This window comes from Maricaulis maris, assembly GCF_049116555.1.
Lineage (GTDB): Bacteria > Pseudomonadota > Alphaproteobacteria > Caulobacterales > Maricaulaceae > Maricaulis > Maricaulis maris_C.
Map to the genome: position 1 here is coordinate 632,506 of NZ_JAGDYT010000001.1, position 26,186 is coordinate 658,691.

The following is a 26,186-nucleotide window of genomic DNA, read 5'->3' on the forward strand; positions in this document are numbered from 1 at the left end:
TTCAATCACCCCTGTCATGCCAGACCAGGTGTTTCCGCATGGTGAATGCGGCCGTCACCCCCGCAGGGGTGCCAGGCCTCAGCGTCCCTCGCGCCACCAGCCCAGACCCAGCATGGCCGCGATCAGCAACACCATGAGCAGACCCGGCAGAAGCGGGATGCGGGTCGAGGCGCGCACGACATAGCGTTCATTGCGTTGCAGGCCGAGCCAGGACCGTCCGGCCTGATCGGCGGACGCGCGCGTGCGTCGCAGGCCCGGCAGATTGGCACCGGGACCATCGCCAATGGCGAACAGGCCACCGCCCGTGACGTCCACGAAGGGGTCAAGCAGATCCGCATTCGGGCGCAGGTCGGCATATTCCATCGGATTGATCGGGCCCAGGGCCGCGACGGTTGTCAGATCGCCGGAACGCAAACGCACCAGACCGGATCCACTGGCCGGGACACGGGCCGCGAAATGACCCGGCTCGCCCTCGGTTTCGGTCATGGTGACCACGTCCTGCCGGCCATCGGGCCAGGTCAGCTGCAAGGGCGGCGGCGTATCGGACAGCGTGACCCGGTCGACCTGCAATTCGCCATCGGTGGCGAAGGCGGTCAGCCGCTCCTCGTCGAGCTCCGGTTCGCGCATCAGCCAGTGAGCGACGCGGCGGAACATTTCGGCATAGGGTCCGCCGCCCTCAAAGCCGCGTGACCACAGCCAGGTCTGATCCGACATGACGATGGCGGCGCGCCCCTGGCCCGAGCGCTGGACCACCAGGAGTGGATCGCCATCGGGTGTTTCAAGCAGCGTTTCACCGCCCAGGGCCGTGCCGTGGATATGGCGCAGCCAGCGGCCCCATTGCGGGCTTTCACCACCACCGGCCAGCCCGGCCGTGACCGGATGGCGCAGACCGGTATCGGTCGGCTCCGGAGTGAAGGGCGCATCGGTGATATAACCTGTCGGGCGCACGGGAAGAACGGCGGCCAGGGGGGTGCGGTAAAGACTGGGCGGACCGGCAAAGGGCGGACCGGCAGTCACCAGCAAGGCGCCGCCATTTTCCACATAGCGCGAGATATAGTCGAAATAGAGCGGCGGCATGATATTCCGCCGGCGATAGCGGTCGAAGATCACCAGGTCGAATTCGCTCAGACGCTCGACGAAGAGCTCCTGGACCGGGAAGCCGATCAGGGCCAGCTCGTCGACCGGGGTCGAATCGCGGCGATCCGGCGGCCGCAGAATCGTGAAGTGAACCAGATCGACCGAGGGGTCGGACTTCAGCAGGTCACGCCAGGCGCGGGCACCATTATGCGGTTCACCGGTGACCAGAAGCACACGCAGACGATCGCGTACGCCCGAGACGGAGACCGCAGCGCGGTTATTGATCAGGGAGAGTTCCTGCGGGCCGGCCTCGACTTCGGCCTCGATCACATTCTGGCCGCGGCGTTCCACCGGAACTTCAACCCGGGTCGAGCGGCCGATCGGGATCGGGTGGATTTGCGGATCGCCGCCCTCAAAGCGGAAGGCCACGGAGGCTGTGCCCTGCATGGCATCATCTTCGACGCGGATCACAAAGGATACGGTCTGGCCGACAATGCCGTAGCGCGGGGCTTCCTCGATCACCAGCCGGCGATCGCCGGCCGAGCGGTCGCCGGTCATCACGTGGTGGATGGGGGCGTCGACATTCAACGCATCGGTATCAAGCGGGGCGTCATGGATCTGCCCGTCCGTGACCAGGACCACACCGGCGAGCCGGTCCGGCGGAGCGGACGCCAGGGCCGCATTGACGCCGTCAAACAACATCGTGCCGTCGGCGGTTTCGCCAGCCTCGACCTCGATCAGGTCGAGCATGGGGTCATTCTCGGCTTCACGGCGCAAGGCCTCGGCCATTTCCCCGGACGCTTCGCGGCGGCCGCCCACCGTCATCGAGGCAGAGGTGTCTGTGACCAGCACGGCGACATCTGGCAGCGGGTCGCGTTCTTCTTCCACGAGCGATGGATTGGCCAGGACAAGCGCAATCATCAAGACGCCGAGCGAGCGCCAGATCCAGCCGGACATTTTCTGCAATCCGCCGATCGCGATGGCCAGCAGCGCGATACCGGCCAGTCCGCCAATCACCGACCAGGGCAGGAGCGGGGCGAAATCGAGCGCGGAAACCGTCGCGCCGAGGGGCAGGCTCTGGGTCACGCTCATTGGCCGAGCCTTTCCAGGATATCGGGAACATGGACCTGATCCGCCTTGTAGTTTCCGGTCAGCGCATACATGGCGATATTGACGCCGAACCGGATCGCCATTTCGCGCTGGCGTTCGCCGCCTTCAATGGGTGCGGCCGCGCCGCCGCCATCGCCGCGCGCCCAGGCCGTGGCCCAGTCATGCGATCCGATAATCACGCCGGATGTGCCATCACGTGAGGCGCCATCGGGATTGGCCTCGACCCAGACCGGTGAGCCGGTATGGCGACCGGGGAATTCCTGCAGCAGATAGAAAGCGCGTGTCAAAACGTGGTCCGCCGGGATTTGCGACAGGGCCGGGACATCAATGCTGTCGAGCACATTGACCAGGCCGGGATGTGGCGCGCCGGCGCGAAGCATGGAGATATCGGCGTCCTGGGTATCAAAGATGATCAGCCCGCCAGCGGCCAGATAGGCGGCCACACGGCGCGAGGCCTCCGGGCTCAACGGGCCTGCATCACGGGTGACCGGCCAGTAGAGCATCGGGAAAAAGATCAACTCATCCGTATTCACATTCACGGCCAGGGGCGGTTCCGGCTCCATGGCGCTGCGCCGGAAAATCTCCTGCGACAGGCCGGCGAGACCGGCCTCGCTGCGAGTGTCGATCGCAGTGTCGCCTGTGGTCACATAGCCGAACCGCAAGGTGAGGGCGGCCTGCATCATTTCGTCGCTGAGGGCGACACGCTCGGGGGGCGTGTCCTGGGCCTGGACCGGAGGCGCGACCGCCAGCGGCAACAGGCCAAGCGCGAGCAGGGCGGCCGCCGTGGCGGCGCCGAAACGCGCCGGAAGCCGACCTGCAAGGCCCAGGGCGATCAACACGTCGAGTGCGAGCATGATCAGGGCCGCGGCGAGAAGCCAGGCGTCGAAATGCTGGGCGCGAGGGCCATCAAGACCCGCGAAACGGGCGCCGGGAAGGTCGCGGGGCAGAGGCTCCATGCGGGTATCCGCTCCGATCACATTGAGGGCAGAGGCCGCCGAGCCAAGCCGGTAGAGGCCGGGGGGCGCGACGGGGGAAACGATTGTGGTGTCGAAGGCGGCAGCGGGAACCGGTCTCGCACTGACCGGTGCCGAGACCAGCTGGCCGCCCGCATCAAGCGCCTGATCGAGCACCCAGGCCCCATTGCCGGGCACAGAGGCAGAACCGCCCTGGGACAAGCCCATCAGACGCTGCAACATACGCGGGAAGAGGCCGGAGAGCGGCAGGTCTGACCAGTCCGGGCTGGCCGTGACATGGAAGAGCACGATCCAGCCGCGGGCGCGACGTTCGGCAGTGACGAGCGGGGTGCCGTCGACCAGGCGGGCCCAGACGCGGTCCGGCGTGGCACTGCCGGGCTGGGCCAGGACCTGGCGGTCAATCGTGGCGGAATTGTCGGCGGGCAGGCCGGCAAAGGGCGAGGTGTCCGGGAAGCCGGCAATACGCTGGGGCTCATCCCAGTTGAGCGAGCCACCGAAGAGACGTCCGCCCTCGCGCAGGATGACGGGCAGAAGGTCATCTCCCTGGGCGGCCAGGCGCGGACCCGCGAAACGGATCAGGACCCCGCCTTCATTGACGAAATCGACAATGCGCTGATCGTCCGAGCGGGCGCTGTCAGTCATGATGAGGACCGAGACATCCTCCGCCAGAAGGGCGTCGAGATCGCCATCGATCAATTGGGCATGCGGGCCCAGCGCGCTGCGCACATAATGCAGGTCGGAAAGAAGGGGTTGCCCTTCATCGCTTTCCAGCGTGATCAGGCCGACCCGGGGACGCTGCCATTGATCGCCGAGCAGGCGGACCGAGGCGGCGGAGCTGCTGCCATCAAGGCGCAGGCTGGCAATGCGATTGCGCAGATCGAGCGGCAGACCGATATCGGCGCTGGCCATGCCCTCGCCAGCTGCAAATTGCAGATCGGTGCGGGCAATGGCGCGTCCGTCACTGCCCAGGGCCGTTACGGCGACGGTGCGCGGGAAATCACGCCCGGCGCGCAGGACGGAGACAGTCAGCCCGTCCGCAGCCGGTTCCGGCGCCGCCAGACCCAATGGGGCACGGCCGGCATCGGGTTCGATCACGGTGAGGTCACCCAGAGCGTCGAGGGCGCGCGAGAGGTCCACAGCATCGCGGCTGTCGACACCGTCGCTCAGCCAGGTCACCGCCATCGGCGCGTTCAGGGCATCATTGGAGCGGGCCTCATTGAGGCGCTCGGCGGTGGCACCGCGGTCAGCGGGCCAGGGTTGGGGGGCGGCGGTTTCGAGCTGGCGACGCGCACTGTCGGCATTGCCCGGGCGCAGGGCCGGGATGGCCTGACCGGTCGCGGCCGTTGTGACCAGGGTCACGGCTCGCCCATCGCGCTCGGCTTCATCGATCAGGCGTTCGGCTTCCTGGCGCATGTCATTCCAGGCTGCCGCGCTGGCCCAGCCGCTATCCATGACGATCAGGGCCGGGCGGGTTTCTTCCTCGACACTGGGCGGGGTCCAGACCGGACGGGCCAGGGCGATGATGACCAGCGCTGCAATCAACAGGCGGAAAAGGATCAGCCACCAGGGTGCGTGTTGCGGGGTCTCGGCGTCATCCGGCGCACCGAGCAGCAGGCGCAGGGGTGGAAAGATGGCGCGTTTGGGGGCCGGCGGCGTGGCGCGCAACAACAGCCACAACAGGGGCAGGGTCACAAGGCCGGCCAGCGCCAGCGGGGCGCCGAAGGAGAGGGGGCCGAGAGCAAACATCAGGTCAGACATCCCTCGCGAGGGCGCGGAAAAGGGCGAGCACGGCGCTGGTCGCCGGCCGGTCGGTGCGGTGTGTTACCAGGCTCCAGCCATACTGGCGGGCGAGGTCGGCGAGGCGTTCGCCATGTTCTGCCCAGCGCTGGCGATAGGCCGAGCGGGCCTCCTCGGCCCGGCCAAAGAGAAGGCTCTCGCCGCCGCCCGGGTGTTCGAAACGGGTGCGGCCGGCATAGGGGAAGTCCTCCTCCGCCGGATCGACGACCCGCAGCAGGACGCCATGCGCCTCCATGGCGGCAAAACGTGACAGGCGCGATGCCCAGGTCTCGATCGGATCGAGGAAATCACTGGCCAGTACGACACGGCCATAACGGGAGATATTGGGCGCCTCGACGGCAGACGCGTCACCGGGACCCAGTGCCAGCCGGCGTGAGGCGCGTTCCAGCCCCAGCGCGCCGGTGCGGGCAATGGCCGACTCGCCGAGAACACTGACGCGCTCGCCGCCCTGGGTCAGCAGGGCTGCAACCGCGATCTGGCAGACGGCTGCGCGGTCGATCTTGGCGGAATGATTGCGGCTGGAGGCGTAGCGCATCGACGCCGACCCATCACGCCACAGCCAGATTGTATTGGCCGCTTCCCACTCATTCTGGCGCACAAAGAGCTGGTCCGAGCGCGCGGACTGGCGCCAGTCGATCGCCTGGCGGCCATCTTCGGGACGGTGGTGCCGATATTGCCAGAACGTCTCACCAATGCCGGACCGGCGACGACCATGCACGCCCTGGGCGACGGTCGCGGCGATGCGATCCGCTTCAGCCAGCAGGGAGGGCAGGCTGGCGGCCGCGTCTTCGCCTTCATGGCGCAGCGCGACGACCCTTGCCTCGTCCTGTCGATTGGCACCCTGGCTCATGATCAGGCGGCCCGGTCGGCCAGCGATTTGATCAGGCCTTCCAGCGTGTGCCCGTCAGCGCGGGCCGCGAAGGACAGGGCCATACGGTGTTTCAGCACCGGCTCGGCCAGCGCCGCGACATCTTCCGTCGACGGCGCGAGGCGCCCCTGAAGGAGGGCCCGGGCGCGACAGGCGAGCATCAGGGCCTGACCGGCACGCGGTCCGGGACCCCAGGACACGCCGTCGCGCACTTCCGGCACGTCCGTGTCTTCCGGGCGGGCCAGACGCAAAAGGTCAAGAATGGATTCCAATACCCGCTCGCCAACCGGCAGGCGACGAACCACGGCCTGGAGTTTGAGGATTTCCTCGGCGTCCAGAACGGTGACCGATTCGGCCGCCTCGGCACCGGTCGTCGCGAGCAGAACAGCGCGCTCGGCATCGCGCGACGGGTAGGGCACGTCGACGCGCAGCAGGAAACGGTCAAGCTGGGCTTCGGGAAGCGGGTAGGTGCCTTCCTGCTCGATCGGGTTCTGGGTCGCCAGAACATGGAAGGGCTTGGGCAGGTCATGGCGTTCGCCGGCGACCGTGACATGTCCTTCCTGCATGGCCTGAAGCAGGGCGGCCTGGGTGCGCGGGCTGGCACGGTTGATTTCGTCGGCCATCAGGAGGCGACAGAAGATCGGGCCGGGCAGGAAGCGGAAATGACGCTTGCCGTCATCGCTCTCTTCCAGGATTTCCGAGCCGAGAATATCAGCGGGCATCAGGTCCGGGGTGAACTGGATGCGCTTGGTATCGATACCGGTCGCCACAGCGATCGTCTCCACCAGGCGCGTCTTGGCCAGGCCGGGCGCGCCGACAAGCAGGGTATGACCGCCGGACAGCATGGCCGTGAGGCAAAGCTCGACCTCGTTCTCCAGGCCATAGATCACGCGACCGATGGACTCCTTGACCGCCTTCAGGCGCTCCGTCGCAGCGTCGGCTTCAGCGATCAGCTCTGCACCGGGTTCATTCATCTCGGTCATCGTCCTACATTCCTTTCCGATACAGACCCCATATAGGCCAGTTGGCGCGACGCAGCATGGCGTTGCGCAGATAAGGTGTCCATGCCCTCGAACTCGCAAACCCGTGATCCAATGCAGTCGCTGCTCAAGGCGGCCCGTGAGGCCGGAACCGGCCTGCCGCCGGTCGAGCGCTGGCACCCCGAATATTGCGGGGAGATGGACCTCGTCATCAAGCGGGACGGGTCTTGGTGGCATGAAGGTGTGCGCATCACCCGGGAACGTCTGATACGTCTGTTTGCCACAATCTTGCGGAAAGATGACGACGGCGTTCATTATCTCGTGACGCCGGTTGAGAAAATCGGCATCGAGGTGGAGGTCGCGCCCTTCCTGGCGGTGCGAGTCGACGTGGTCGGCGAAGGTCGCGACCAGTCACTGATTTTTACGACCAATATGGATGAACTGACGGAGGCGGGGCCTGATCATCCGATTTCCGTGTCGATCGACCGGGAAACCGGTGAACCGACACCGCTCGTACATGTCCGTGGCAATCTGGACGCGCTGATGACCCGTCCGGTCTTCTACGAGCTGGCCGAATGCGCGGTTGAGCATGAGGGGCGGACCGGCGTGTGGAGCGGGGGCGACTTCTACCCGCTGGGTGAAGAGGATGGCGACGGCGATGCGTGAGACCGAGGCGCTGGTCGCCCGACTGCGCGACCGGCTGGACCCGATTGATGCGCCGCTTGAAGGGCCGCGTTTCGGTGATGCCGATCTCAATGGCGATGCGCCGGTTCCGCCGGAGCTGGCTGATGTGGAGATTCGCGCCGCGGCCGTGATCGCGCCGCTCATCCTGCATGATGGTCCGCCGCGCCTTCTCCTGACCGAGCGTGCGTCCCACCTGCCGCGCCATGCCGGCCAGATCAGTTTCCCCGGTGGCCGGATCGATGGCGGCGGGGAAACCGCTGCCCAGGCGGCGGTGCGCGAGCTGGAAGAGGAGGTCGGGATCGGCGGGCATCATGTCGAGCTTGTCGGTCGCTTCGACAGCTATGCCACCGTGACCGGCTATCACGTCACGCCCTTTGTCGGTGTCATCAAGCCGGGCTTCACCGTGCGGCCCGATCCGGGCGAGGTCGCGGATGTCTTTGAGACGCCCTTCGATTTCCTCATGGACCCGGCCAATCATCAGCGCCATTCACGCGAATGGCAGGGCCATGTGCGTCACTACTATGCGATGCCCTGGGAGGGGCGTTATATCTGGGGGGCGACAGCAGGCATGCTGAAATCCCTGCATGACAGGCTATATGGTTGAATCATGATCCGTATCACGCTCATCGAAATTGCCTCTTTCCTGCTGCCCTTTGCGCTCTTCATGATCTGGCAGCGCCTGTCCTCGCGAAGACCGGAGGCGGGGCGGTTGCCGACCTTGCGCCTCGCCGCAGCCGGCGCCGGTCTCGCCGTCATCACGATGCTGGCCCTGGTGATCCTGGACGCCAGCCGCGCCGGGCATGAAGGCGAGCGCTACGTCCCGCCGCAGAATATCGACGGCCGGATCGTCCCGGGCCATTTCGTGCCGGCCGAGGATGACGAAGACGGTGCCGAGCCCACAAGCGAGGATGACGCGCCGCAATGACGGCCGCCAGGCTTGATCCGGCACAGCATGGCTGGATGACAGCACAATCGACGCGCAAGGTGATGGCGGCGCTCGATGCGGCTGGCCAGGGCGCGTCGCGCTTTGTCGGTGGCTGCGTCCGCAATGCGCTCTTGGGCGTCCCCGTCGCCGATATCGACATTGCCACCCAGCTCGACCCCGACCAGGTCATTGCCGCTGCCCGTGCAGCCGGTCTCAAACCTGTCCCCACCGGCAAGGCCCACGGAACGATCACCGTGGTCGCTGAAGGCGAGCCGCTGGAAGTCACGACATTGCGCCGGGATGTGGCGACTGACGGTCGCCGCGCCGTGGTCGCCTTCACGCGCGACTGGGCCGAGGACGCCCAGCGGCGCGATTTCCGGCTCAATGCGCTTTATGCCGATGCCGACGGTGTCGTGCATGATCCGACCGGCGGGCTGGCAGACCTGCCTGAGCGACGCTTTGTGTTTGTCGGCGAGGCCGGTGACCGGATCCGCGAAGATTATCTGCGCATCCTGCGCCTGTTCCGTTTCGAGGCCTGGTACGGCACCGGTACACCGGACGCTCCTGCCCTCGGGGCGGTCCGCGAACACATGCAGGGTCTGCATAAATTATCCGCCGAACGGGTCTGGTCCGAGCTCAAGAAACTCCTGTCCGCGCCTGATCCGCGAGCGGCCCTTAGGGTGATGCGTGATTTTGGCCTACTGGATTTGATGCTTGGAGTGAACGGATCCTTAAGAGTCCTGAGCGGTATCATTGCGCAAGATGTAGAATACGGATTAGCGCCCGATTCGATGCTCAGATTTGCGGCGCTCGCCGATGGCGGACCGGAAAGGATCAGGACCATGGCAGCCAAGATGAAAATGTCGAACGCAGAAGCCCGTCGCCTTCAGGGCGCCGTCGACCCCGCGGCCCGGGAAGACGTGACGGAGGCTTTTTCCGACCTCCAGGCCGCGGAACGTGCGCTGATGAAGCTCGGTGCCCGTGCCTTTGAAGACCAGGCCCGCCTCCAGGCAGCTGGCGAGGTGGCCCCGCCGCCGCGTGACTGGCAGCTGCTCGCCAAATTTGCGCGCGAGTGGAAAGAACCGGAATTCCCGGTCAAGGGTGGCGATCTCATCCTTCTGGGCTATGAGCCCGGTCCGATGCTCGGCGACGCGCTGGACGAACTCAAGGCGCTCTGGATCGCCGACCGGTTCGAGCCGACCAAGGACGCGCTGATCGCCAAGTTGAAAAAGCACTAGGCGGTCTGCCCCACATACCAAAGATAAAAGCCCCGGCCGGTCGGCCGGGGCTTTTATCTGCCGTGACGTCAGCCTGTCAGACATCCAGGCCGAGATACATCGCCGTGAACCCCAGCGTGTCGACGGCGCCGTGGGCGAGGATGTTGGGCCAGAGATTGCGTTTGTTGGCCAGGTAGAGCGCGCCGAGGGCGAGGCCGATCAGGCCGGTCACCACAAACCCGCGGAAGCCCTGATAGTAGGCATGTACGCTGCCGAAGATGATGGCCGGGATCAGGATGGCAATGAAGCTGGCCCAGCGGGCATCGGGCAGAAAACGGCCGATGCGGTCGATCAGATAGCCGCGGAAGAAAATTTCCTCACCGAAAGCGGCGCTGGTCCAGATGATGGCCAGCCACAGCAGGTAAACCGGCAGATTGCCTTCGACATTGCCCCACCGGGCTTCGACACCGGCCTGCGTCCCGTCGGTGTCCCAGATCCCGAGTAAATCACCGAGATAGGCCGTGCCGGCCCCGACCGCGAGAATGACCACCACGCCCAGCAGGGCCTGGGGCAGGATCAACGGTCCGGACCACCATCGACGCAGCTTGCGGAAGCCGAAATTGGCCCAGCTCTCTTTCCGGAAATAGCTGATCAGGGCAATGGTCGTGATCGTGCAGCCCATCGAGACCGGCCCGGCAAAACGCCAGTCGACCAGGTCGTACAGTGCTTTCGAGCCGATCAGCACGACCGCTACCAGGACAAGTTCGACGAGCAGTCCGATCCGGCTGCGACGGGGCGGGGCGAGAGACATGGTCATTTCCTTCAACGCGACCGCCGGGTTGGCGGTCAGTGAAGGACAGAATGCCGATGGGACGGGGCCGGGTCTTGTACGATCGTGCGGGCGTAGTGACCCGGCGTGATGCCATAGGCGGCCTTGAAATGGCGGCTCATATGGGCCTGGTCGACAAAGCCCGCATCCTGCGCCGCGTCAGCCAGGCGGTCGCCGCCCGCAATCGCCTGCCGGACGTGATCCAGACGCCTTTGGGTCAGGTAGCGAGCCGGACTGGTCCCACGCAGTGTTCGAAAGTCTCGGCATAATTGCCAGCGATCCAGCCCGGTTAGCTGTTCCAGCTCGTCCAGTGACACGCCGCGGGCGCTGTGGAGGTGGATATGTTCGCAAGCGGCCTCGACCACCGCGGTCGTCACCGGGTTTGCCTCGACCGGCGCATCGCTGAGACGATCCAGGGCCAGGGCCAGGTCCATCAGGGCGCTCTCCTGTTGCAGGGCGTCGGACCGGGGCGACAGATCCAGCATGGCCCGTACGGCGCTGATCAGCGCCGGGTCGCGGCTGACCCCGCCTGCAAGGAAGGGCAAACCGCCTCCCGGGCGATGCCGGGTCAGGATTTCCGGCAGTATATTGAGACCGGCATAGCCGAACCCCTCCGCATCGCCGGGGCGTCCATCATGCAATTCGTCCGGGTGCAGTACGACGACCGCACCGGGCTGCGAGCGCCGCGTCGCCCCGCGATAGTCGAAATCCTGCACCCCGCGTGTGGTGAGCGCGAATGTGTAGGTGTCATGGCGATGTGGCGAGAACGCCGTCGCGACAATATCGGCGCGAAAGCGCTGGACGGGCAGGGCGGGGTTGAGAGGCATCGACAATCCGGAGGCAGCTTTGCCAACAGGATGCCTGTCAGCCCACCATCGGATGCAGGGTGCGCTGAAGTTCTACGGCCACTTCGCCTCAGGCGGCATCGAGGACAGGATCGACTTCACATTGCCGCCCGTTTCCAGGCCGAACTTGGTGCCCCGGTCGTGCAGCAGGTTGAATTCGGCATAGCGGCCGCGGCGGATGAGTTGTTCCTCGCGGTCATCGGCGGTCCAGCTTTCGCCCATGCGGCGGCGGACGATTTTCGGATAGATGTCGAGGAAGGCCCGGCCAACATCGCGGGTGAAGGCGAAATCGGCGTCCCAGTCACCGGTATTGTGGCGATCATAGAAAATCCCGCCAATGCCGCGCGGCTCGTCGCGATGGGGCAGGTAGAAATACGTGTCGCACCATTTCTTGAAACGGGCATGGAAGTCATCGCCATGGGCGTCGCAGGCTGCTTGGCAGGCGGCGTGAAAATCGATCGCGTCGGGATGATCCTGGGTCCGGGCGCTGTCGAGCACGGGGGTGAGGTCCATGCCGCCGCCAAACCACCACTCGGTCGTGGTGATGAAACGGGTATTCATGTGCACCGCCGGAACCTTGGGTGACCACATATGGGCGATCAGCGAGATTCCGGTGGCGAAGAAGCGCGGGTCTTCGGCGGCGCCCGGTATCTGCTGGCGGAATTGCTCGGAGAACTCACCCTGGACCGCCGAGACATGCACACCGACTTTCTCGAACAGGCGCCCGCGCATGATCGCCATCGTCCCGCCGCCCTCATCCTTCGACCCATCGCCACGGGTCCAGGCTTCGCGCTCGAATGTGCCGGCCTCACGCGGATAGAGCTGATCCGGCGCCTCGCGCTCAAGGGTCTCGAATTCAGCGCAGATCTGGTCGCGCAGGTCTTCAAACCAGCATTCAGCGGATTCGCGCTGGATGTCGGTGGCAGCAGAGGCAGGGGCGTGTGTCATGGGGCGATGTTTAGCGCAGTCGCCGGTGAGGGCAAGCGAGGCTGTGTGGTGGGCGGGCATCTTTCCGGTCATCCCTGATGGACGCCGCGCGAAGGCGGGGCGCAAGTCAGGGACCCAGCTTCCTGCCATCACGCAGGTCCCCGCCTTGCGTCGGGCCTTCGCCGGACATTCAGCGGGGCTGACCAGATTACCGTTCCGCAGCCCGCGCCAGTTTACTCACCCAAGCCCAACTGCCGCGACGCCTCGGCCAGGGCGATTCCCGCCGAGACGGTTACATTGAGCGAGCGCATGCCCTCGCGAATCGGAATCCGGACGCGACATTCCGCCGCGTCATGGACATCATCGGGAACACCGGCACTTTCGCGCCCGAAAAGCAGGCGATCATCCGGTCTGAATGAAAAATTCCACAGCTCTCCCGCGCCCCGGGTTGTGAACAGGACGAGGCGGCCGGATGCGGCTTCTGCACTTGCCTGATAGGCGTTCCACGAGGCATGGCGATGCGGTGTAATGGCGGCTTTATAGTCCATCGCGGCGCGTCGAATCCCCTTGTCAGTCAGGGGAAAGGCACAGGGCTCTATTATGTCGAGTTCCGCTCCGAAACAGGCTGCGACACGCATCGCTGCCCCCAGGTTTTGCGGAATATCCGGTTGAAAAAATACGATCCGCATTCTAAGCCGCGCTGAGACTGGACCCAACTGCATGCATGCGGCATTGCGCCACCTACTGGTCAGTGCGTCCGGGAGTAGTTTATACCGCGTCAAACCCCGCATGTGCGGGTACGTCAAGTGAGACGTGGTTTTTCTGGGGCAGGGCCCGCATCCCGCGGTCCCGTATTTGATAAGAGAAGAGGTCGGCTCGTGACGGAAGAGAACGGCGCGCCCGGTGCAGACGGACAAGAACCGTCCCGCCGCGACTTCATCTATATCGCTGCTGGCGGCGCGGCCGCCGTCGGTGGCGGTCTCGTGGCTTGGCCGTTCATCGACCAGATGAATCCCGCAGCGGATACGCTCGCGCTGGGGTCCATCCGCGTCGATGTCTCGGTGGTAGCGGTCGGATCGGAAGTCACCGTCATGTGGCGCGGTGGCCCGGTCTTTATCCGTCACCGCACCGAGGAAGAGATTGCCGAGGCCCAGTCGGTCGAGCTTGATGCTCTGCCCGACGAGGAAGCCCGCAATGACAATCTGCCAACCGGCACACCGGGCACCGACGCCAACCGCGTCCTGCGTCCGGAATTCCTGATCGTGAAGGGCAATTGCACCCATCTGGGCTGCGTGCCGCTCGGTCTGGGCGCCAATACCGGCGATTACGACGGCTGGTACTGCCCGTGCCATGGTTCGCACTATGACACCTCGGCGCGCATCCGCCGCGGACCGGCACCGGAAAACCTCCCGGTCCCGGACTACTTTTTCGAGACCGAGACGACCGTCAAAATCGGTCTGTCGCCTGAAGAAGCGTCTAACTCCGGGTGGGCTGTATCATGAGCGGACCTTCGACCTACAATCCGTCGACCGGCATCGAGAAATGGCTCGATGACCGTCTCCCGATCATCCGCCTCGGCTATGACAGCTTCGTCGACTTCCCGACGCCGCGGAATTTGAACTATTGGTGGACGTTTGGCGGTATTCTCGCCGTCTTCCTGATGATCCAGATCGTCTCCGGCATTGTCCTGGCCATGCACTATGTGGCGCATGAGGATTATGCCTTCGAGAGTGTCCAGCGGATCACCCGCGACGTGCCGTTTGGCTGGCTGATCCAGTCCATGCACGCGAATGGCGCCAGCTTCTTCTTCGTGGCGGTTTACCTGCACATGTTCCGGGGGCTGTATTACGGCTCCTACAAGGCTCCGCGCGAGGTCCTCTGGATCCTCGGTGTCGTGATCTACCTGCTGATGATGGCCACCGGTTTCATGGGCTATGTGCTGCCCTGGGGCCAGATGTCCTATTGGGGCGCGATGGTGATCACCAATCTGATCGGCGCGCTGCCCTTCATCGGTGACGCATTGCGGGAATGGCTGTGGGGCGGTTTCTCGGTCGGCCAGTCAACGCTGAACCGTTTCTTCTCGCTGCACTATCTGCTGCCCTTCGTGATTGCTGCCGTTGTCGGTCTGCACATCTGGGCGCTGCATGTGCCGGGCAATGGCAATCCGGTTGGTCTCGAAACCCGCAAGGGCAAGGACAACAAGAAGGACACGCTGCCCTTCCACCCGTACTACACGGTGAAGGACGGCTTCGCGATCATCGTCTATCTGATGGTCTTCGCGGTCTTTGTCTTCTTCCTGCCGACCGTGCTTGGCCATGCCGACAACTATATCGAGGCCGATCCGCTGGTGACGCCGGCTCACATCGTGCCGGAATGGTATTACCTGCCCTTCTACGCGATCCTGCGTGCCATCACCTTCGACATCGGTCCGATCGACGCCAAGCTCGGCGGCGTGCTGGCCATGTTTGGCGCCATCGGCATCCTGTTCGTCCTGCCCTGGCTGGACACGTCCAAGGTTCGCTCGATGCGCTACCGTCCGCTGACGCGCTGGTTCTTCATCTTCTTCGTGGTCGCAGCACTTGGCCTCGGCTGGTGTGGCGCTGTGAACCCGGATGATTTTGTGCTGGGTATTGAGGGCTTCAAATTCCTCTATCTCGGCCAATTCCTGACCTTCTACTACTTCGCCTACTTCATCATCGTCCTGCCGGTGATGGGCATTATCGAAAAACCCAAGGAGCGTCCGGCCTCGATCGAAGCCGCGGTTCTTGGAACGGACAAGGCCTGAGGGGAGCGACGATCATGAAGATGACCCGCATTTTCGCCGCCGCCATTGCGGCCCTTGGCTTCGCCGGTACGGCGCTGGGCGCCGAAGGCGAGCAGTATCCGCCGAAAGAGCACCACTGGCATCATGACGGTCCGTTTGGCACGTATGACCGCCAGTCTGTTCAGCGTGGCTACCAGATCTATCAGGAAGTCTGTGCGTCCTGTCACTCCATGGACCTGATGCGTTTCCGCAATCTGGCCCAGCGCGGCGGTCCGTTCGAAGAGGAAGCCTTTCCGAACCCGAACGACAATCCGGTCGTGATGCAGATCGCGGGCAGCTATACGCGTGTCTGGGATCAGGACGAGGTCAATGATGACGGTGATCCGGTTGAACGCGCCGGTCTGCCGTCCGACGCCTTCCCCGCGCCGTTTGCCAACGCGCAGATGGCTCGGGCCTCCAATGGCGGTGCCTACCCGCCGGACCTGTCCTTGATCGTCAAGGCCCGCAGCCATGGTGAGAACTATATCTACTCGCTGCTGACGGGGTATTACGACGAGCCGGAAGACAGTCATCTGGCGCCGGGCATGTATTACAATCCGTATTTCGCGGGTGGCGCCATCGCCATGGCCCCACCGCTGGCCGAAGGCATCATCGAATATGCCGATGGTACGGAAGCCTCGGTCGAGCAGATGGCCGAGGATGTCACGACTTTCCTGAGCTGGGCCGGTGACCCGCACATGGAGACGCGCAAGCAGATGGGTGTGATGGTTCTCCTCTACCTGTTGATCTTCGCGATCCTGGTCTATCTGGCCTACCGTCAGGTCTGGGCCAATGTGAAGCACTAGGCTTCCGGCTCGACACCAAGCTTTGAAGGGGCCGCGGACCATGTTCGTGGCCCCTTTTCTTGTCCCGCTGGCACCGGGCGCTGAAGGGATATGAGATGAGCACCTGGACACTCGGCATTATCGGTGGCTCGGGCCTTTATGCGCTGGACGGGCTCGGCGATGTCCGGACGGATGCCGTCGAGACGCCCTGGGGTGCCCCTTCCGCGCCCCTGACGCGCGGTACGCTGAACGGGATCGAACTGGTCTTCCTGCCGCGCCATGGGGCCGGGCATGCCATCCCGCCCTCGGACATTCCCTTCCGCGCCAATATCGCGGCGCTGAAAATGGCCGGCTGCACCGACATTCTGTCGATCTCGGCCTGTGGCTCCCTGCGTGAGGATCTGCCGCCGGGACACTTCGTCATGGTCGACCAGTATGTTGATCGCACAGTCGGGCGGGAACGCTCCTTCTTCGGAACGGGCTGTGTCGCCCATGTGCCGCTGGCCCAGCCGGTCTGTTCGCGTCTGGCGGGTCTGGCTGCGGATGCCGGTGAGGCCGAGGCCGTGCCGGTCACACGCGGCGGCACGTATCTGGCGATGGAAGGCCCGCAATTTTCCACCCGCGCCGAGAGCGAGCTCTACCGGCAATGGGGAATGGATGTGATCGGGATGACCAATATGCCCGAGGCGCGCCTCGCCCGCGAGGCGGAGCTGCCCTATGCCTCCATCGCCATGGTCACCGATTATGATTGCTGGCGCGACGAGGGTGAGAGCGTCGATGTCGCCGCCGTCCTGGCCGTCATGCAATCCAACACGGTCGCCGCCAGACGCGTGCTCGCGCGGCTCGCCGCCACACTGGCGCAGACACCGCGCACACCGTCTCCGGACGGGATCGAGACCTGTCTCGACAGCGCCATCATCACGCCGCCCACGGCGCGGGCCGGGCCAATGATCGAACGACTGAAGGTGATCGCCGGCCGGGTCCTCTGATCGCGGCTCGCGGGCATTTGACTGGACCGGCACCGGGCGCAGTGCTTGGATGGCGCCATGTTGATCCGCTTGCCCCTCCTGATCGCTGCCGGCCTCGCACTCATCCTGCCAGCATCCGGGCATGCTGCCGATCGTCTGTCCTTCATGCCGCTCGACCCGGACAGTTTCGCCGACAGTCGCAATGGCGTGGTTCGCCTGTTGTGCGCGGATGCGGCCACCGGCCATTCCTATGTCAGCCGGGCTGTGTTGCTGGATGTGTCGGGCGCGGGGGGTGATCATGACATCCTGCTGGCGGCGCGCCATGGCGTGACCGGTCGTGCAGGCGAACGCCAGTGCCGGGTCTATGGTGAGGACGAGGAGACGGGGCAGATCATTGAAATGATCCTCGCGCCCCAGAATCCCCACGAGGACAATGAGTTCGGTGAGGACTGGGCCATTTTGCGCACAGCCGGGCGCCTGCCCGCCGATACCACCCGGCTGCAGGCCGCCGGGTCGGGCCCGGGCATGACGGGCGGCCTGACCATGGTCAATCGCGTCACGGACAATCAGGCCTGCCGGGTCGTGCGGATCGAGGACTGGTCCGATGAGCGCCTTATTGTGCACTCCTGTCCCTCGCGTCCGGGCCTGTCAGGCTCGCCCATGGTGACGATGATCAAGGGCGTGCCCCATGTGGTCGGCCTGCATGTCGGCCAGTATGTGATGCTGCAGGATGACGGTCGCCGCTATGGCGTCGCACGCCGTCTGTCCGACCATTTTCTCGATACGCTCATCGCCTTTCTGGAAACCGAGACAGCGCGCTGATCGCTGCCCCTTTCCCCGTCCGCAGGCCTCGTCCATAAAAGGGCCGTAACGGGGAGTGGGACATGATTGTGATTTCCGGAATTTACCTGGCAGCTCTGGCGGTCCAGGACCTGACCTTCCCGACGCCGCGCCCTGCGGTGGAGTGTGCGGCGCATCTGACCAATTGGAATGCGCGTCGCAATTGCCTGCGTGATCTGCTGGAGACGGCCGAGGACCGGCTCGACAGCGCGGCCGGGGCCGCCAGTGAGGAAGCCGATGCCGTTGATGCCGATTCCGGCGGACGCTTTGGCGCCCGCGCGGCCTTCGATACGGCACAATCCGCCTGGACGGCCTATCGTGATGCCGAATGCACGCGCCGATCGGCGGCCATGTTCCTGTCCGAGGCCTCGCGCGAGGAGATCACGCTGGATTGCCAGATCAGCCTGACCCGGGCCCGTGCCGACGAGCTCGCCGAGCGCTGAGATGAAGGCGCCGCTTCTCCATATCGGCAATCGCCGCTTCTCCAGCTGGTCGCTGCGCGCCTGGCTGGTGATGAGAAAGGCGGGCCTTGCCTTCGAGGAAAACCTGGTGCCGCTGAACGAGGCTGGCACGCGCCAGACGCTGTCAGCGATCTCGCCGGGCGGCACGGTTCCCGCGCTGCATATACGCAATGCGGTCATCTGGGATTCGCTGGCAATCTGCGAATGGGCCGCCGAGCAGACGCCCGAAGTCTGGCCGTCGCATGAAGGCCAGCGCGGCCAGGCGCGGGCGGCTGTCGCGATGATGCATGCCGGCTTCATGGCCCTGCGCGAAACCTGTCCGATGGATCTGTGCCGGACGCCCTCCGCGATCATGCTGACCGATGCCACCCAGCTCGATGTCGCCAGGCTTCAGGCCCTCTGGCATGATGTCAAAAGCGTCGACGGTCCCTGGCTGTTCGGCCGCTGGAGCATTGCCGATGCCTTCTTCACACCGGTGGCCGCGCGCTTCTATGCCTATGACATTCCGCTGCACGCCGAAGCGCAGGCCTATTGTGACACCTTGCTGGCCGATGACGATTATCGCGTCTGGCATCAGGCTGCCCAGGCCGAGACTTTCCCGAACCCGTACGAAAACACCCTCTGACCCGATATCGAGGCGAGACCGATGGACCTGAAATCCGCCATCCGCACCATTCCCGACCATCCCAAGCCGGGTATCCAGTTCCGTGACGTGACGACGCTGATCGGCGATGCGCGTGCTTTCCGCGTGGCCGTTGATCGCATGGTCCAGCCCTGGGCCGGGGCCAAGATCGACAAGGTGGCCGGGACCGAGGCGCGCGGCTTTATCCTGGGCGGTGCTGTGGCGCACCAGCTTTCCGTCGGCTTCATCCCGGTCCGCAAGCGGGGCAAGCTGCCCTGGCGCACCCTGCGTGAGGACTATGAGCTGGAATATGGCCAGGACACGATCGAGATACACGCCGACGCGATCGCCGAAGGTGATCGTGTCCTTCTGGTCGATGACCTGATCGCCACCGGCGGCACCGCCGAAGCCTCGATCAAACTCCTCCAGCGGGCCGGCGCAACCGTTGTTGGCGCGACTTTCATCATCGACCTGCCCGAGCTGGGCGGCGCGGAGCGGATCGAGGCCATGGGCGTTCCGGTGTCGAGCCTGGTGGCGTTCGAGGGCGAGTAGGGGGGCGCCCCGGCGTTGATTGCGGCTGGTTTGTTCCGCGCTGGACGAGGAGAGATACATCATGTTCGTCGGTCATTACGGTCCGGCCTTTGCCGGCAAGTCCATCGCCAAATCGGTGCCGCTCTGGGCCTTCTTCCTCGCCGTGCAATTCGTCGATGTGCTGTGGGGCATCTTTGTCGCCAATGGCATCGAGCATGTCCGCATCGTGCCCGGTTTCACCGACGCCAATCCGCTTGACCTCTATGACATGCCGATCACGCATTCCCTGCCCGGAGCGCTGGGCTGGTCGGTCCTGGCGGGCCTGGTCTGGGCGTTGGTGTCGCCGAAGCAGAAACGGCTCGGCGGCCTCGCCATCGCGCTGGCCGTGTTCTCGCACTGGATCCTCGACCTGATCGTTCATGTCCCCGACCTCGAACTGTGGCCGGGCGGGATGCGTGTCGGGTTCGGATTGTGGAACAACTACCCCGTCGCCCTCGCGGTCGAGTTCGGGGTGCTGCTGACCGGGTTTGGGCTCTACCTGCGGGTGACCGAGCCGAAGGGGCTGGTCGGCCGGGTCTGGCCCTGGGTCTTCATGGCCTTGTTGGCGCTGGCGGAATACGTCAACCACACCACGCCCGTGCCGGAGGACTTCACGACCGCCGGTTACATGGGCACCATCACCTTCCTGATCATCGCTGCGCTGGCAGCGATCTGTGACCTGACCCGACGGACCCGCTGAGGGGCCCCGCCCACAAAAAAGGCCCGGCGCATGGCAACGGGCCTGTCTCTGTCCTGATACGGAGGATCAGTCCGCGATCAGCGCCCGCACATCATCGGTCATCTCGATCAGGGACGGCTCGTGGATGTACATCATGTGGCCCGCCTCGTAGTAGCGGAAGTGGACACGGTCCTGGATGAAGCCGGGCTGGTTGAACATCAGCTCAGCCGCGAAGAAGGGCGTTGCCAGGTCGTAATAACCCTGCTGGACCAGCACTTCGAGATCGCTGTTCTGGCGCATGGCGCGAGAGATCCAGGGCGCCACATTGATGTAGTTGTTATTGCCCGAGCGACCGGCATCCCAGTTCCAGCCGCGCACGCCACCGATGGTGGAATAGTATTCCGTCATCTCGACACCCAGCGTGCGGCCGAAGTAGTCGAGCATGGAGGCGGTGAAGCTGGCATCAATGCCATAGAAGCTGGGATCGGTCTCCGGCGTGTCGCCGATACCGTCGACCTCGACACCGGTATAGCGGCTGTCCAGGCGTCCCACGGACAGGCCTTCATCCCGGCGCAGCTCACGCATGAAGCGCTGCAGCGAGACCCGCATATTGGCGCGGTCGAGGAAGGTTTCCGACAGGCCGGTGAAAGCGGAGAGCTGGCTGATCACTTCGGCTTCGCGAGCCGGGTCCAGGGTCACGCCGCGCATCAGCGCCGGCATGTAGTCCTCGATCGCAAACTCGCGGGACGCGGCGAGGAAGGCTTCCAGATCATCATTCCAGGCCGAGCGGTCGATCTTGCCGTGATACCAGGCGGTCGCGGCATAACCCGGCATCAGGCCGACATAGCCGATATCATTGCCGTTCGACGTGTCGTCATAGCGGAAATCGAGCACGGTGGAGATCAGCGCCACGCCATTGATGGCCACGTCGGTATAACCGCCTTCCAGCTGGTTCAGCAGTGAGCCGATGCGCAGCGTGCCATAGCTCTCGCCCAGCAGGTATTTCGGTGAATTCCAGCGCTGGTGTTCGGACAGCCAGATGCGGATGAATTGCGCCAGGCTCTCGCCATCCTCATTGACGCCCCAGAAATCCTCGGTCGAGCCCTCGCCCAGAGTGTGCGACCAGCCGGTACCGACCGGATCGACGAAAACGAGGTCGGCCACGTCGAGAATGGAGACCGTGTTTTCGACTGTGTCGAAGGGGGCCGCCCCGTCATCACCCGCGTCGGGCAGGACCAGGCGCTGCGGGCCGAAAACGCCCATATGCAGCCACAGGCTGGCGGAGCCCGGACCGCCATTGAAGACAAAGGCGACCGGGCGTGTGCGCGGGTCATCCATGCCGTCAGCGATATAGGTGGTCGCGAAGATGGAGGCGGTCGGATTGCCGTCCGCATCCCGCAGCCAGGTCTCGCCCGCTGTAGCGGTATAGCGGATACGCTCGCCATTGACGGTGACCTGGCCACGGCTTTCCCAGCTGCGCGGCTCGTCCATCGCGTCGTCCTGGGCGAAGGCCGGCAGGGTGAGGGCGACCGCGGCTGCGGCCGCGGCGATAAGTCGGAACATGGTGAAACTCCCCGAGGATTGGACCGGTTTTGGTTGCCGGGGAGAGTAGGGCGCTCGTGCGATCAGGCAAAGCCCGCATGGTGTGCGGCTTTGCAACCGCCGGGGCTAGCGCTTCTTTTCGACCAGCAAGGTGGCGGGCCGGCGTTCGCGGGCGGTCTTGAAAAGCTGGAAGCTCTGATTGACGAAATTCGTCACATCGGTGAGCGAGCGCATGAAGCTCATCAAGTCCTCGGTCTTCTCGGCCTCGACCAGGCGCAGCGGCGCGGCCGGATCGCCGCCCTCGAAGCGGACATAGAAGAGCGGTTCGCCGCGCTTGAGGATGAGATCCTTCTCCACATCATGCCATTCGAAGGCCCACATGTGGGGGCGCGGCCAGATGTCGGCCGGGAAGCGACCGCACAGCATGACGCCGGGTCGGCTCTGGGTCTCGTAATGCAGGAAGGGCGGGAACTGGTTCACATAGAGCGGATCGTCCGACACGAAGACATAGGGTGTCACCAGCTGCAGCATCGGCCGGGCCGGATGCCGCCACTCATTTTGCGGCGACATCATCAGGATTTGCTGCAGACCGGCAGGGCGGGTCGAGGCCTGCGGGCCCTCGATATTGGTCAGCTGGAGCTGGCCCTGGGCGTTGCGCACCATGCGCAGATGCACATCGATCGGGCAGGGAATGGCATAATGCCGACGGTCGAACTCGATCGCGGCGGGGCAGGACAGGGCGGATTTCGAGGTCGCCGGCTTGTCATGATCGAAGCTGACCGGCTTCGGCGCATCCCAGATCAGGCTCGATTTGTCGTCCTTCAGGAACCAGCCGGCCTTCATAACCCGGCGCTCGCCATGGGCGGCCTCGTCCTGCAGGCGGCGATAGAGTTTCACGAACATGGTGCGGCGTCCCTCAATGCTGTTCCGAGCCCCGCGAAAGCTAGGACAAGCCCGCGCCGGAGGCGAGGGCGGTTTTGCAGGTGGTGGCGTCCGGCGCCGCTCCGCGCTATAGCGCCGCCATGAATTACCGCCACGCCTTCCATGCCGGAAACTTCGCCGATGTGCTCAAGCACTCGGTGCTCGCCCTGTGCCTTGAACATCTCAACGCCAAGCCGAAACCCTATCGGGTGATCGACACCCATGCGGGAATTGGCGGCTATGACCTCGCCTCGTCGGAAGCCGAGCGCTCGCCGGAGTGGAAGGACGGAATCGGCCGTCTCGTCGATGCCGACCTGCCCGAGCCGGTCCAGGCCATGCTCGGCCCGTGGCTCGATATTGTCCGCGACATGAATCCGGACGCTGTCACCGCTTATCCCGGTTCACCGGAGATCGCCGCCCGCCTGACGCGGGACGAGGATCGCGTGCATCTGTGCGAGCTGCACGAAGCTGACAGCGAGACGCTGGACAATCGCTACCGCCGCGACGCCCGCGTAAAGGTCGAACGCCGCGATGGCTACAAGGCGCTGAAAAGCCTGGTGCCGCCGAAGGAAAAGCGCGGCCTGGTCCTGATCGACCCGCCCTTTGAGGATCGCGACGAGCTGGCCCATATGGCGGAAGCCGTGATGGGCGCCCTGGCCAAGTGGCCGACCGGAACCTTCATCTTTTGGCGCTCTTTGAAAAACCTCTGGGCCGCGGACCGTTTCGACAATGGTCTCGCCCAATGGCTGATTTCGGAGAAGGAGTTCGAGCCGGAGAAAATCCTGCGCGCCGATCTGTGGATTCGTGACCTCTCCGCCGAGGGCAAGCTGGCCGGTGCCGGCGTCGTCATCATCAATCCGCCCTTCACGCTTGAGGACAAACTGGTCGCCGCCATGCCCTGGCTGGCCGAAACCCTGGCCCAGGGCGATGGCTATGGCTGGCGCGTTGATGGCGGCCTGACCGAGGAAGACCTCGAGGATATTGGCGACAGCTAGAACTGATCGACGCTAGAGGCGGACCTGGTCCAGACCGGGAACGAACCGGTCAGAATGGACAATCGCCAAAACGATCGCACCACTTGCGGCACAGAGGGCGATTGTCAGGATCCGGCCCGGGAGAACCCGCCGTGCGGCCATCCAGGTCAGCGCGAAAAGGATGGCGGTAACGGCAACCGACACCGGATAGGGTCCGATGCCGAGCTCGATGCCCACGTTGCCCCGTCGTTGAGGTTGCCTGAAATCAGGGCGATGCTGCCGGCGACCAGTCTCATCATGAATTGGAAACAGAGAACGCCATAGGCGATCATGGAGCCGGTCCGCTTCGCCACCCACCAGGCGATGGACGCGATCAGGACCGTCAGAACCGGCCCGGCCATGACGACGAGGATGCGATTGAGCCGGGATCCGAATTCGCTGTCGACGCTGCCAGCCTTGGCGACGGACAGCCACATGTCCACGCCGAGAGCTTCACCGGTCGCCCAGTGGCCGAACTGGTGGATCAGGTAGGTGAGCGGTCCCAGAATGACCAGACACAGGACCAGACCCGGATTGAAACGTGCAACGCGTGATAACATGAGCGGATCTCCCTGAAGCCATCGAGCGTATTGGCGGACACATGTCAATTGTGCCGGTTGCTAGGGGTGCTTGCCTCGCTCCTTGATCTGCGTTGTTCAGGACGGACCATGACTCATCGCTACGCCACTCTCGACGTCTTCACCGATCAGGCCCTGGGCGGCAACCCGCTTGCCGTCGTGTCCGGGGCAGACAAGCTGGTGAGTGCCATTCCGCGGTTGGCCGAGACCCTGGCCCAGGGCGATGGCTATGGCTGGCGCGTTGACGGCGCCCTGACCGAGGATGATCTGGACGAGGACGGGTAGGGGGCCTGACCTCGGTCGGGCGTTCATTGGGGTAGCGGCAGGCGCGGAACGCGCAAGCTATCCATGCAACACTCCCTGGCGGGTTGAATTCCGCCAACAAGTCGCCACCTTGGGTCAACGCGCGGGGGTGCGCGACTGACTTTGATACAAGGCTGGATGCTTCCATGACACTTCAAACGTCGCCGGCCGGCGGGGCGCGGGTTGTCCTGTCGATCGACGGAATTTCAAAGACTTATGCCGGTGGTTTTACTGCGCTCAAATCTGTCAGCCTGGATATCAGGAAGGGCGAGATTTTCGCACTTCTTGGACCCAATGGGGCCGGGAAGACCACGCTGATCGGCATTATATGCGGCCTGGTCAACGCGTCGGGCGGACAGGTCGAGGTGTTCGGTCACAACATTGGCGGCGATTTCCGGCTGACCCGCGGGCGCATTGGACTGGTGCCGCAGGAAATGTCGATCGACATGTTCACCAAGGTGAAGGATGCGGTCGCCTATTCGCGCGGCCTCTTCGGCAAGCCGGCCGACCCCGACTATATCGAACAGGTGCTCAAGGACCTGTCCCTTTGGGACAAGCGCAATGAGCAGATGCGCGCCCTGTCCGGCGGCATGAAGCGCCGGGTGATGATTGCCAAGGCGCTGTCGCACGACCCCGACATTCTCTTCCTTGACGAACCGACGGCCGGGGTCGATGTCGAGCTGAGACAGGGCATGTGGCAGGTGGTCGAGAAGCTGCGCCAGCGCGGCAAGACGATCATCCTCACCACGCACTACATCCAGGAGGCCGAGGAAATGGCCGACCGGGTCGGGGTGATCCGCCAGGGCGAGATCGTGCTGGTCGAGGAGACCGCCACCCTGATGGCCAAGATGGGCCGCAAGACGCTCACCCTGCAGCTCGCCGAACCGCTGACGACCTTGCCGGAGGCGCTCGCCGTGGACGGGCTGAGCCTGGCCGAGGACGGTCATGCCCTGCATTTCGACTATGACACCCAGTCCGACCGGACCGGGATCACCACCCTGTTGAGCAATCTCAATGCGGCCGGTGTTTCGGTCCGTGATCTGGAGACACAACAAAGTTCGCTGGAAGAGATCTTCGTTGATCTCGTGGGAGGCGCATCATGAACTGGCGCGGCGCACTGACCATCTACAAGGCTGAAATGGCCCGCACCGGGCGGACGTTGATGCAGTCCATCCTCGCTCCGGTGATCTCGACCTCGCTCTATTTCGTCGTCTTCGGGGCCGCCATCGGCTCGCGCATGGAGTCGATCGACGGGATTGGCTATGGCGCCTTCATCGTGCCGGGCCTGGTGATGATGATGATCCTGATGCAGTCGGTTTCGAATGCCGCCATTGGCATCTATTTTCCCAAGTTCAACGGCACGGTCTATGAGCTGCTGTCGGCGCCGATCTCGGCGCTGGAGATTGTCACCGGTTTCGTCGGCGCGGCTGCAACCAAATCGCTGATCCTGGGCGCGCTGGTGATGACAACGGCCAGCTTCTTCGTACCGATGGAGATCCAGCACCCGTTCGTCATGCTGGCCTTCCTGGTGATGACCGCGGTGACCTTCTCCCTGTTCGGCTTCATTATCGGTATCTGGGCGGATAATTTCGAACAGCTCAATATCGTGCCCATGCTGATCGTCACGCCGCTGACCTTCCTCGGGGGCAGTTTCTATTCGATCTCTGTCTTGCCGCCCTTCTGGCAGACCGTCACCCTGTTCAATCCGGTCGTCTATTTGATCAGCGGTTTCCGCTGGAGCTTCTATGGTGTCGCGGACGTCGATATCGGCATCTCGCTGGCCGCGATTGCCGGTTTCTTCGCGCTCTGCCTCGTTATTGTCTGGCGCATTTTCAAGACCGGCTACCGACTCAAGACGTAAGGAGTCT

General features: G+C 64.4%; 28 protein-coding genes. 17 read left to right on the forward strand and 11 right to left on the reverse strand.

What is annotated here, in order from left to right; genetic code table 11:
• Positions 1-78: 78 nt before the first annotated feature.
• Genes JXQ94_RS02915 through JXQ94_RS02930 form a run of 4 tightly spaced genes read right to left on the reverse strand, consistent with a single transcriptional unit; the run spans position 79 to position 6,809 of the window.
• Positions 79-2,169, reverse strand: coding sequence for a glutamine amidotransferase (locus tag JXQ94_RS02915; protein WP_421922317.1), 2,091 nt, complete (start codon positions 2,167-2,169; stop codon positions 79-81).
• Positions 2,166-4,919: a DUF4159 domain-containing protein gene (locus tag JXQ94_RS02920; protein WP_421922318.1), complete on the reverse strand. Its 2,754-nt coding sequence runs from the start codon at positions 4,917-4,919 to the stop codon at positions 2,166-2,168. The genes JXQ94_RS02915 and JXQ94_RS02920 overlap by 4 nt, the downstream gene beginning before the upstream one ends.
• Positions 4,912-5,808 carry a DUF58 domain-containing protein gene (locus JXQ94_RS02925; protein WP_421922319.1) on the reverse strand — a complete coding sequence of 299 codons (897 nt, stop codon included), beginning with the start codon at positions 5,806-5,808 and terminating at the stop codon, positions 4,912-4,914. The genes JXQ94_RS02920 and JXQ94_RS02925 overlap by 8 nt, the downstream gene beginning before the upstream one ends.
• A gap of 2 nt (positions 5,809-5,810) precedes the next feature.
• A complete protein-coding gene (locus tag JXQ94_RS02930) occupies positions 5,811-6,809 on the reverse strand; it encodes an AAA family ATPase (RefSeq protein WP_421922320.1) in 999 nt (332 codons plus the stop codon).
• A gap of 111 nt (positions 6,810-6,920) precedes the next feature.
• Here JXQ94_RS02930 and JXQ94_RS02935 point away from each other — a divergent pair, with 111 nt between their 5' ends.
• From JXQ94_RS02935 to JXQ94_RS02950, 4 genes are read left to right on the forward strand one after another with little or no spacing between them, the layout of a single operon-like run.
• A complete protein-coding gene (locus JXQ94_RS02935; protein ID WP_421922321.1) occupies positions 6,921-7,472 on the forward strand; it encodes a DUF1285 domain-containing protein in 552 nt (183 codons plus the stop codon).
• Entirely contained in the window at positions 7,453-8,094 is a 642-nt protein-coding gene (locus JXQ94_RS02940; RefSeq protein ID WP_421922322.1) for an NUDIX hydrolase, read from the forward strand. Before JXQ94_RS02935 ends, JXQ94_RS02940 begins: the two co-directional genes overlap by 20 nt.
• A gap of 3 nt (positions 8,095-8,097) precedes the next feature.
• Positions 8,098-8,415 (forward strand): DUF6111 family protein, encoded by a 318-nt coding sequence (locus JXQ94_RS02945; RefSeq protein WP_421922323.1) that lies wholly within the window; start codon positions 8,098-8,100, stop codon positions 8,413-8,415.
• A 35-nt stretch (positions 8,416-8,450) separates the two neighbouring features.
• On the forward strand, positions 8,451-9,653 hold the full coding sequence (locus JXQ94_RS02950; protein WP_421922324.1) for a CCA tRNA nucleotidyltransferase: 1,203 nt from the start codon (positions 8,451-8,453) through the stop codon (positions 9,651-9,653).
• A 76-nt stretch (positions 9,654-9,729) separates the two neighbouring features.
• On the opposite strand, the gene JXQ94_RS02955 is transcribed toward JXQ94_RS02950, so the two are convergent.
• From JXQ94_RS02955 to JXQ94_RS02970, 4 genes are all read right to left on the reverse strand, one after another.
• Positions 9,730-10,443, reverse strand: a complete 714-nt coding sequence (locus JXQ94_RS02955; RefSeq protein WP_421922325.1) for a CPBP family intramembrane glutamic endopeptidase — start codon at positions 10,441-10,443, stop codon at positions 9,730-9,732.
• A gap of 35 nt (positions 10,444-10,478) precedes the next feature.
• The gene (locus tag JXQ94_RS02960) at positions 10,479-11,288 is read right to left on the reverse strand and encodes an AraC family transcriptional regulator (RefSeq protein WP_421922326.1); all 810 of its coding nucleotides are present in this window, start codon (positions 11,286-11,288) and stop codon (positions 10,479-10,481) included.
• Between the two features lie 72 nt (positions 11,289-11,360).
• A complete protein-coding gene (hemF, locus tag JXQ94_RS02965) occupies positions 11,361-12,254 on the reverse strand; it encodes an oxygen-dependent coproporphyrinogen oxidase (RefSeq protein ID WP_421922327.1) in 894 nt (297 codons plus the stop codon).
• Positions 12,255-12,466: 212 nt separating this feature from the next.
• Entirely contained in the window at positions 12,467-13,024 is a 558-nt protein-coding gene (locus JXQ94_RS02970; RefSeq protein WP_421922328.1) for a tRNA (cytidine(34)-2'-O)-methyltransferase, read from the reverse strand.
• 87 nt (positions 13,025-13,111) lie between these two features.
• Between JXQ94_RS02970 and petA the strand changes: the two genes are divergently transcribed.
• The 9 genes from petA to JXQ94_RS03015 all read left to right on the forward strand — a co-directional run bounded on the left by petA (position 13,112) and on the right by JXQ94_RS03015 (position 19,982).
• Positions 13,112-13,735, forward strand: a complete 624-nt coding sequence (petA, locus tag JXQ94_RS02975; protein WP_295695354.1) for a ubiquinol-cytochrome c reductase iron-sulfur subunit — start codon at positions 13,112-13,114, stop codon at positions 13,733-13,735.
• Positions 13,732-15,018, forward strand: a complete 1,287-nt coding sequence (locus JXQ94_RS02980) for a cytochrome b (RefSeq protein ID WP_421922329.1) — start codon at positions 13,732-13,734, stop codon at positions 15,016-15,018. Before petA ends, JXQ94_RS02980 begins: the two co-directional genes overlap by 4 nt.
• Before the next feature lie 14 nt (positions 15,019-15,032).
• Complete coding sequence (locus JXQ94_RS02985) at positions 15,033-15,842, forward strand: cytochrome c1 (RefSeq protein ID WP_421922330.1); 810 nt, start codon at positions 15,033-15,035, stop codon at positions 15,840-15,842.
• Positions 15,843-15,937: 95 nt separating this feature from the next.
• A complete protein-coding gene (gene mtnP, locus JXQ94_RS02990) occupies positions 15,938-16,810 on the forward strand; it encodes an S-methyl-5'-thioadenosine phosphorylase (protein ID WP_421922331.1) in 873 nt (290 codons plus the stop codon).
• 57 nt (positions 16,811-16,867) lie between these two features.
• Entirely contained in the window at positions 16,868-17,611 is a 744-nt protein-coding gene (locus tag JXQ94_RS02995; protein WP_421922332.1) for a trypsin-like serine peptidase, read from the forward strand.
• A gap of 62 nt (positions 17,612-17,673) precedes the next feature.
• Positions 17,674-18,072, forward strand: coding sequence for a lysozyme inhibitor LprI family protein (locus JXQ94_RS03000; protein ID WP_421922333.1), 399 nt, complete (start codon positions 17,674-17,676; stop codon positions 18,070-18,072).
• A 1-nt stretch (position 18,073) separates the two neighbouring features.
• On the forward strand, positions 18,074-18,715 hold the full coding sequence (locus tag JXQ94_RS03005; protein WP_421922334.1) for a glutathione S-transferase family protein: 642 nt from the start codon (positions 18,074-18,076) through the stop codon (positions 18,713-18,715).
• Between the two features lie 21 nt (positions 18,716-18,736).
• The gene (locus JXQ94_RS03010) at positions 18,737-19,264 is read left to right on the forward strand and encodes an adenine phosphoribosyltransferase (RefSeq protein ID WP_421922335.1); all 528 of its coding nucleotides are present in this window, start codon (positions 18,737-18,739) and stop codon (positions 19,262-19,264) included.
• A 61-nt stretch (positions 19,265-19,325) separates the two neighbouring features.
• Positions 19,326-19,982: a metal-dependent hydrolase gene (locus JXQ94_RS03015; RefSeq protein WP_421922336.1), complete on the forward strand. Its 657-nt coding sequence runs from the start codon at positions 19,326-19,328 to the stop codon at positions 19,980-19,982.
• 66 nt (positions 19,983-20,048) lie between these two features.
• Here JXQ94_RS03015 and JXQ94_RS03020 read toward each other — a convergent pair whose 3' ends face one another.
• Both JXQ94_RS03020 and JXQ94_RS03025 read right to left on the reverse strand, forming a co-directional pair.
• Complete coding sequence (locus JXQ94_RS03020) at positions 20,049-21,524, reverse strand: S10 family peptidase (protein ID WP_421922337.1); 1,476 nt, start codon at positions 21,522-21,524, stop codon at positions 20,049-20,051.
• Positions 21,525-21,629: 105 nt separating this feature from the next.
• Entirely contained in the window at positions 21,630-22,406 is a 777-nt protein-coding gene (locus tag JXQ94_RS03025; protein WP_421922338.1) for a hypothetical protein, read from the reverse strand.
• 119 nt (positions 22,407-22,525) lie between these two features.
• On the opposite strand from JXQ94_RS03025, the gene JXQ94_RS03030 reads away from it, so the two are divergent.
• Positions 22,526-23,419: a 23S rRNA (adenine(2030)-N(6))-methyltransferase RlmJ gene (locus JXQ94_RS03030; RefSeq protein WP_421922339.1), complete on the forward strand. Its 894-nt coding sequence runs from the start codon at positions 22,526-22,528 to the stop codon at positions 23,417-23,419.
• A 146-nt stretch (positions 23,420-23,565) separates the two neighbouring features.
• Here the strand turns inward: JXQ94_RS03030 and JXQ94_RS03035 are convergent, their stop codons facing one another.
• Positions 23,566-23,997 carry a hypothetical protein gene (locus JXQ94_RS03035; RefSeq protein ID WP_421922340.1) on the reverse strand — a complete coding sequence of 144 codons (432 nt, stop codon included), beginning with the start codon at positions 23,995-23,997 and terminating at the stop codon, positions 23,566-23,568.
• Positions 23,998-24,105: 108 nt separating this feature from the next.
• On the opposite strand from JXQ94_RS03035, the gene JXQ94_RS03040 reads away from it, so the two are divergent.
• The 3 genes from JXQ94_RS03040 (at position 24,106) to JXQ94_RS03050 (ending at position 26,179) form a co-directional block, all read left to right on the forward strand.
• Positions 24,106-24,300 (forward strand): hypothetical protein, encoded by a 195-nt coding sequence (locus JXQ94_RS03040; protein ID WP_421922341.1) that lies wholly within the window; start codon positions 24,106-24,108, stop codon positions 24,298-24,300.
• Positions 24,301-24,464: 164 nt separating this feature from the next.
• Positions 24,465-25,421, forward strand: coding sequence for an ABC transporter ATP-binding protein (locus tag JXQ94_RS03045; protein ID WP_421922342.1), 957 nt, complete (start codon positions 24,465-24,467; stop codon positions 25,419-25,421).
• Entirely contained in the window at positions 25,418-26,179 is a 762-nt protein-coding gene (locus tag JXQ94_RS03050) for an ABC transporter permease (RefSeq protein WP_421922343.1), read from the forward strand. Before JXQ94_RS03045 ends, JXQ94_RS03050 begins: the two co-directional genes overlap by 4 nt.
• The last annotated feature ends 7 nt before the right edge of the window (positions 26,180-26,186 follow it).

Bases quoted from the DNA above. Each gene is read 5' to 3' on its own strand.
- JXQ94_RS02950 (WP_421922324.1), top strand. From the start codon at position 8,451: ATGACAGCACAATCGACGCGCAAGGTGATGGCGGCGCTCGATGCGGCT.
- JXQ94_RS02945 (WP_421922323.1), top strand. From the start codon at position 8,098: ATGATCCGTATCACGCTCATCGAAATTGCCTCTTTCCTGCTGCCCTTT.
- JXQ94_RS02935 (WP_421922321.1), top strand. From the start codon at position 6,921: ATGCAGTCGCTGCTCAAGGCGGCCCGTGAGGCCGGAACCGGCCTGCCG.
- JXQ94_RS03005 (WP_421922334.1), top strand. From the start codon at position 18,074: ATGAAGGCGCCGCTTCTCCATATCGGCAATCGCCGCTTCTCCAGCTGG.
- JXQ94_RS02995 (WP_421922332.1), top strand. From the start codon at position 16,868: ATGTTGATCCGCTTGCCCCTCCTGATCGCTGCCGGCCTCGCACTCATC.
- JXQ94_RS03000 (WP_421922333.1), top strand. From the start codon at position 17,674: ATGATTGTGATTTCCGGAATTTACCTGGCAGCTCTGGCGGTCCAGGAC.
- JXQ94_RS02940 (WP_421922322.1), top strand. From the start codon at position 7,453: ATGGCGACGGCGATGCGTGAGACCGAGGCGCTGGTCGCCCGACTGCGC.
- JXQ94_RS03010 (WP_421922335.1), top strand. From the start codon at position 18,737: ATGGACCTGAAATCCGCCATCCGCACCATTCCCGACCATCCCAAGCCG.
- JXQ94_RS02985 (WP_421922330.1), top strand. From the start codon at position 15,033: ATGAAGATGACCCGCATTTTCGCCGCCGCCATTGCGGCCCTTGGCTTC.
- JXQ94_RS02925 (WP_421922319.1), bottom strand. From the start codon at position 5,808: ATGAGCCAGGGTGCCAATCGACAGGACGAGGCAAGGGTCGTCGCGCTG.
- JXQ94_RS03020 (WP_421922337.1), bottom strand. From the start codon at position 21,524: ATGTTCCGACTTATCGCCGCGGCCGCAGCCGCGGTCGCCCTCACCCTG.
- mtnP (WP_421922331.1), top strand. From the start codon at position 15,938: ATGAGCACCTGGACACTCGGCATTATCGGTGGCTCGGGCCTTTATGCG.
- JXQ94_RS02955 (WP_421922325.1), bottom strand. From the start codon at position 10,443: ATGTCTCTCGCCCCGCCCCGTCGCAGCCGGATCGGACTGCTCGTCGAA.
- JXQ94_RS02930 (WP_421922320.1), bottom strand. From the start codon at position 6,809: ATGACCGAGATGAATGAACCCGGTGCAGAGCTGATCGCTGAAGCCGAC.
- JXQ94_RS03045 (WP_421922342.1), top strand. From the start codon at position 24,465: ATGACACTTCAAACGTCGCCGGCCGGCGGGGCGCGGGTTGTCCTGTCG.
- JXQ94_RS03050 (WP_421922343.1), top strand. From the start codon at position 25,418: ATGAACTGGCGCGGCGCACTGACCATCTACAAGGCTGAAATGGCCCGC.
- JXQ94_RS02980 (WP_421922329.1), top strand. From the start codon at position 13,732: ATGAGCGGACCTTCGACCTACAATCCGTCGACCGGCATCGAGAAATGG.
- JXQ94_RS02915 (WP_421922317.1), bottom strand. From the start codon at position 2,169: ATGAGCGTGACCCAGAGCCTGCCCCTCGGCGCGACGGTTTCCGCGCTC.
- JXQ94_RS02960 (WP_421922326.1), bottom strand. From the start codon at position 11,288: ATGCCTCTCAACCCCGCCCTGCCCGTCCAGCGCTTTCGCGCCGATATT.
- JXQ94_RS03025 (WP_421922338.1), bottom strand. From the start codon at position 22,406: ATGTTCGTGAAACTCTATCGCCGCCTGCAGGACGAGGCCGCCCATGGC.
- JXQ94_RS03015 (WP_421922336.1), top strand. From the start codon at position 19,326: ATGTTCGTCGGTCATTACGGTCCGGCCTTTGCCGGCAAGTCCATCGCC.
- JXQ94_RS03040 (WP_421922341.1), top strand. From the start codon at position 24,106: ATGACTCATCGCTACGCCACTCTCGACGTCTTCACCGATCAGGCCCTG.
- JXQ94_RS02970 (WP_421922328.1), bottom strand. From the start codon at position 13,024: ATGCGGGGTTTGACGCGGTATAAACTACTCCCGGACGCACTGACCAGT.
- JXQ94_RS03035 (WP_421922340.1), bottom strand. From the start codon at position 23,997: ATGTTATCACGCGTTGCACGTTTCAATCCGGGTCTGGTCCTGTGTCTG.
- JXQ94_RS03030 (WP_421922339.1), top strand. From the start codon at position 22,526: ATGAATTACCGCCACGCCTTCCATGCCGGAAACTTCGCCGATGTGCTC.
- JXQ94_RS02920 (WP_421922318.1), bottom strand. From the start codon at position 4,919: ATGTCTGACCTGATGTTTGCTCTCGGCCCCCTCTCCTTCGGCGCCCCG.
- hemF (WP_421922327.1), bottom strand. From the start codon at position 12,254: ATGACACACGCCCCTGCCTCTGCTGCCACCGACATCCAGCGCGAATCC.